General features: G+C 67.0%; 6 protein-coding genes. 4 read left to right on the top strand and 2 right to left on the bottom strand.

All coding sequences use genetic code 11. The features are described 5' to 3' along the window. Positions 1-552, top strand: a 552-nt coding sequence (locus VIR09_RS15325; RefSeq protein WP_332013643.1) for an FAD-dependent oxidoreductase, incomplete at its 5' end; no start/stop codon positions are given. Positions 553-597: 45 nt separating this feature from the next. On the opposite strand, the gene VIR09_RS15320 is transcribed toward VIR09_RS15325, so the two are convergent. Together VIR09_RS15320 and VIR09_RS15315 are read right to left on the bottom strand one after the other, a co-directional pair. Then, positions 598-990, bottom strand: coding sequence for a fluoride efflux transporter CrcB (locus tag VIR09_RS15320; RefSeq protein ID WP_332013642.1), 393 nt, complete (start codon positions 988-990; stop codon positions 598-600). 6 nt (positions 991-996) lie between these two features. Continuing rightward, on the bottom strand, positions 997-1,551 hold the full coding sequence (locus tag VIR09_RS15315) for an HdeD family acid-resistance protein (protein WP_332013641.1): 555 nt from the start codon (positions 1,549-1,551) through the stop codon (positions 997-999). Between the two features lie 188 nt (positions 1,552-1,739). On the opposite strand from VIR09_RS15315, the gene VIR09_RS15310 reads away from it, so the two are divergent. From VIR09_RS15310 to VIR09_RS15300, 3 genes are read left to right on the top strand one after another with little or no spacing between them, the layout of a single operon-like run. Continuing rightward, the gene (locus VIR09_RS15310) at positions 1,740-2,366 is read left to right on the top strand and encodes a PepSY-associated TM helix domain-containing protein (RefSeq protein ID WP_332013640.1); all 627 of its coding nucleotides are present in this window, start codon (positions 1,740-1,742) and stop codon (positions 2,364-2,366) included. 27 nt (positions 2,367-2,393) lie between these two features. Further along, the gene (locus tag VIR09_RS15305; RefSeq protein WP_013394820.1) at positions 2,394-2,909 is read left to right on the top strand and encodes a DUF2271 domain-containing protein; all 516 of its coding nucleotides are present in this window, start codon (positions 2,394-2,396) and stop codon (positions 2,907-2,909) included. 20 nt (positions 2,910-2,929) lie between these two features. Then, entirely contained in the window at positions 2,930-3,730 is an 801-nt protein-coding gene (locus VIR09_RS15300) for a DUF4198 domain-containing protein (protein ID WP_332013639.1), read from the top strand. Positions 3,731-3,833: the final 103 nt, after the last annotated feature.

Raw genomic sequence — 3,833 nt, 5'->3', positions numbered from 1 at the left:
CGGCTGCTCGACGCGCCGCTGCGCGAGGCCGGCGCCACCGGCCTGCTGGATGCGCTCAAGGCATTCGACTACATGCCCATCGCCACCTTGAACCTGCGGCTGCAGGATCCCTGGCGTCTGCCCGAACCCATGATGATGCTGCGCGAGGAATCGGCCCGCGACCACTACGGCCAGTGGCTGTTCGACCGCGCGCAGCTGGCTGGCGACACCAAGGCCGGCGAACTGGCCGTGGTGACCAGCGCGGCTACCGGCATCGCGGAACGCAACCGCCAGCAAATCACCGAAGCGCTGATCGACCAGGTGGCCGAACAGGCGGCGCGGCATCCCGCGCGCCTGCCGGCCATGCCGGAAGTGGCGGCCGCGGAACTGTTCATCGAAAAGCGCGCCACCTTCGCGGCGGTGCCGGGACTGACCCGCCCGCTGAATTCCACGCCCTGGCCCACGCTGGCGCTGGCCGGCGACTGGACCGACACCGGTTATCCGGGCGTGCTGGAAGGCGCGGTGCGCAGCGGCCTGCAGGCCGCCCGCGTGCTGAATCCCGCAGCCGCCTGAGCGCGCCGCAGCAGCGCCGCGCGCGGAAGATTGCCGCTACCCGCGCTAGCGCAGCAGGTTGGCGGTGGCCAGGCCGGCCACCGTCAGCAACAGCGAGCCTGCCAGGCTGAACCCCGCATAGCCCAGCGCGCTGGCGTAGGCGCCGCGTTCCAGCATGGCCACCGTTTCGGCCGAAAATGTCGAGAACGTGGTCAGCCCCCCCATGAAACCCGTGATCGCGCCCAGCCGCACCCAGGCCGGCCATTCCGGATGCCCGGCCACCAGCGCCAGCACCAGGCCCACCAGGTAGCCGCCGGCCAGGTTCACCACAAAGGTGCCCCAGGGCCAGGACTCCACGTTCAGCCACATGCTGACCAGCCAGCGGACCCAGGCGCCGAACATGGCGCCCACGCCCACGGCCAGGAAATTCAGGGGAATCAGGGTTTGATAAGCGGACATCGGGCTTCAGGACGCCTTGTGCTGTTTGAGGCGGAAGGAAAAGACCAGCAGGAGTATGCCGAAAAACACGGCGTAGGCGCCAATGACCCAGACCAGCGCCAGCGCGCCTGCGCCCGGCTGCATGATCAGCATGCCGCCGAACAGGATGGACACCAGGCCCGACAGGCCCAGCAGCCATTCGTTGCGGATCTCCTTGCGGAAGCGGATGGCGGCCACGACCTGGAACACGCCGGACACCAACGCCCAGATCGCGATGATGTAGAGCAGGACCAGCGCGGTCAGGCCCGGATAGACGAAGGTGACGATGCCGGCCGCGATGCCCAGCAGGCCCACGATGATGAGCGCCCACAACGGCTTGCCGTTGTCGCGGATGCGCACCCCGGCAACCAGGGCCAGCACGCCGTCCACCAGCGCGAAAGCGCCCCACACCAGCACCAGGGCGGACAAGGTGATGGCGGGCATGAGCAAGGCCATGAGCCCGAACAGGATGGCGACGACGCCGCGCAATGCCACCCAACCCCAATGACGACCGATCTGATCCACGACTTGCTGTTCAAGCATGACGACCTCCGGTGTTTGTAACGGGTGGCCTATCTTATCGCCGCTGGCGGGCAGGCGCCACGGCGCGCCCTGCTCCACCGCGGCGCTTCCCCGAAATCGATTGAAATCTCATTGCGGGAAAAACGGCGGCATTTATAAGAGTCATTCTCATTAAATGTTAGAATCCGCGGGCTTTCACCCTATACCCCATGGACAGTCAACCCACTCCCCGCCGCCGGGCCTATTGGCTCAAGACGCTGCACCAATGGCATTGGATCAGCTCGGCGTTGTGCCTGTTGGGCATGCTGTTGTTCGCGGTGACGGGCCTGACCCTGAATAACGCCTCGCACATCGAGTCCAAGGCGCAGGTGACCAGCCGCGAAGCGCACATGCCCGCCGCCGTCCTGCAGCAACTGACCCCCGCGCCCAAGCAGAAAAAGGCGCCGCTGCCCGCGCCCGTGGCGCAGTGGCTGGACGAGACACTTGATGCATCCGCCGCCGGCAGACCGGCCGAGTGGTCAGCCGATGAGGTTTATCTGTCGCTGCCGCGCGCCGGCGGCGATGCCTGGCTGTCCATCGACCTGGCCAGCGGCGACGTGGAATACGAACGCACCGATCGCGGCTGGATCTCGTACCTGAACGATCTCCACAAAGGCCGCAACACCGGCCTGGCATGGAGCTGGTTCCTGGACATCTTCGCCGTCGCCTGTCTGGTCTTTTCGCTGACCGGCCTGGTGCTGCTCAAGATGCATGCCGGCAACCGCAGCGCGACCTGGCCCATGGTCGGCCTGGGCGTGGTGATCCCGGTGGTGCTGGCCCTGCTTTTCATACATTGATTTCAACGATCCGCCCTGGAGATTTCCATGCGCAAGCTGTTGTTGTCGGCCCTGCTGGCCGGCCTGATCGCCCGAACGGCCCAAGCGGCCGACATCGGCCTGTCCATCGAGATCCCGCGCCTGGACGTGGCCGAGTACCACCGTCCCTACGTGGCGATCTGGATCGAGAACCCCGACCAGAGCGTGGCCACCGACCTGGCCGTCTGGTACGACGTGGCCAAGAAGAACGACGAAGGCACGGAATGGCTCAAGGACATGCGCCAATGGTGGCGCCGCAGCGGCCGCAACCAGAAATTCCCGGTGGACGGCGTCAGCGGCGCCACCAAGCCCGTGGGCAAGCACGCGTTGAGCTTTGACGCGGCCAGCAAGCCCCTGTCCGGCCTGAAGCCCGGCCAATACGCCGTGGTGGTCGAAGCCGCGCGCGAAGTCGGCGGCCGCGAGCTGCTGCGCATCCCCTTCCAATGGCCGCCGCAAAAGGCCGAGCAGTTGACGGCTCGAGGCGAACACGAACTGGGCGCCATCGCGCTCGACCTGAAACCCTGAGATCTCCTAGGAGCGCAACGATGAAATCCGCCGCCAAACTGGCCGCAGCCCTGGCGCTGTGCCTGCCCTTCGCCTCCCAGGCGCATGACGTCTGGATGGTGCCGTCCTCGACCGTGCTGTCCGGCGTCGACAGCTGGGTCACCGTCGACGCCGCCGTCGGCAACGACAAGTTCTACTTCAACCATGCGCCGCTGCGCCTGGACGGCCTGGCCGTGACGGCGCCGGACGGCAGCGCGGCCGAAGCCGAGAACGTCAACAAGGGCAAGCTGCGCAGCACCTTCGACCTGCAGCTCAAGCAAGCCGGCACCTACCGCGTAGCGGTGGTCAACGACGGCGTGTTCGCGCGCTGGAAGGAAGACGGCAAGAACAAGCGCTACTTCGGCAAGCCCGAAGGCCTGGCGCAGGCCGTGCCGGCCAAGGCCGACGAGCTGGAAGTCTCGCAAAGCCTGGGCCGCGTCGAAACCTTCGTGACCGCCGGCAAGCCCTCGGCCGTCAAGCTGGTTGGCCGCGGCCTGGAACTGGCGCCCGTGACCCACCCGAACGACCTGTTCACCGACGAGCCCGCCACCTTCCAGATGCTGCTGGACGGCAAGCCCGCCGCGGACCTGGAAGTCAACGTGGTGCCCGGCGGCAGCCGCTATCGCGACAAGGTCGGCGAAATCCAGCTGAAGACGGACAAGGACGGCAAGTTCTCGGTGAAGTGGCCTCAGCCCGGCCTGTACTGGATCGAGGCCGGCATGGAAGACGCCAAGGTCAGCGTGCCGCAAGCCAAGAAGCGCCGCCTGTCCTACGCCGGCACCGTCGAAGTGCTGCAGCCCTAAACCGCCACAGGCGCATGGCCAGCTCTCCTTCCTACGCCCAGCGCGGCGCGCCGGCGGCAGCCGTGAGCGTCGCCTACGGCGCCATGCCGGCAATGCCGGCGGC

The sequence above is a fragment of the Achromobacter sp. genome (assembly GCF_036567245.1).
Classification (GTDB): Bacteria; Pseudomonadota; Gammaproteobacteria; order Burkholderiales; family Burkholderiaceae_B; genus Achromobacter.
The sequence above is the reverse complement of the archived record's forward strand: the minus strand, read 5'-3'. Positions and strand labels throughout refer to the sequence as shown.

Excerpts from the sequence above, each read along its gene's own strand:
- VIR09_RS15320 (WP_332013642.1), bottom strand. The coding sequence starts at position 990 with ATGTCCGCTTATCAAACCCTGATTCCCCTGAATTTCCTGGCCGTGGGC.
- VIR09_RS15315 (WP_332013641.1), bottom strand. The coding sequence starts at position 1,551 with ATGCTTGAACAGCAAGTCGTGGATCAGATCGGTCGTCATTGGGGTTGG.
- VIR09_RS15310 (WP_332013640.1), top strand. The coding sequence starts at position 1,740 with ATGGACAGTCAACCCACTCCCCGCCGCCGGGCCTATTGGCTCAAGACG.
- VIR09_RS15305 (WP_013394820.1), top strand. The coding sequence starts at position 2,394 with ATGCGCAAGCTGTTGTTGTCGGCCCTGCTGGCCGGCCTGATCGCCCGA.
- VIR09_RS15300 (WP_332013639.1), top strand. The coding sequence starts at position 2,930 with ATGAAATCCGCCGCCAAACTGGCCGCAGCCCTGGCGCTGTGCCTGCCC.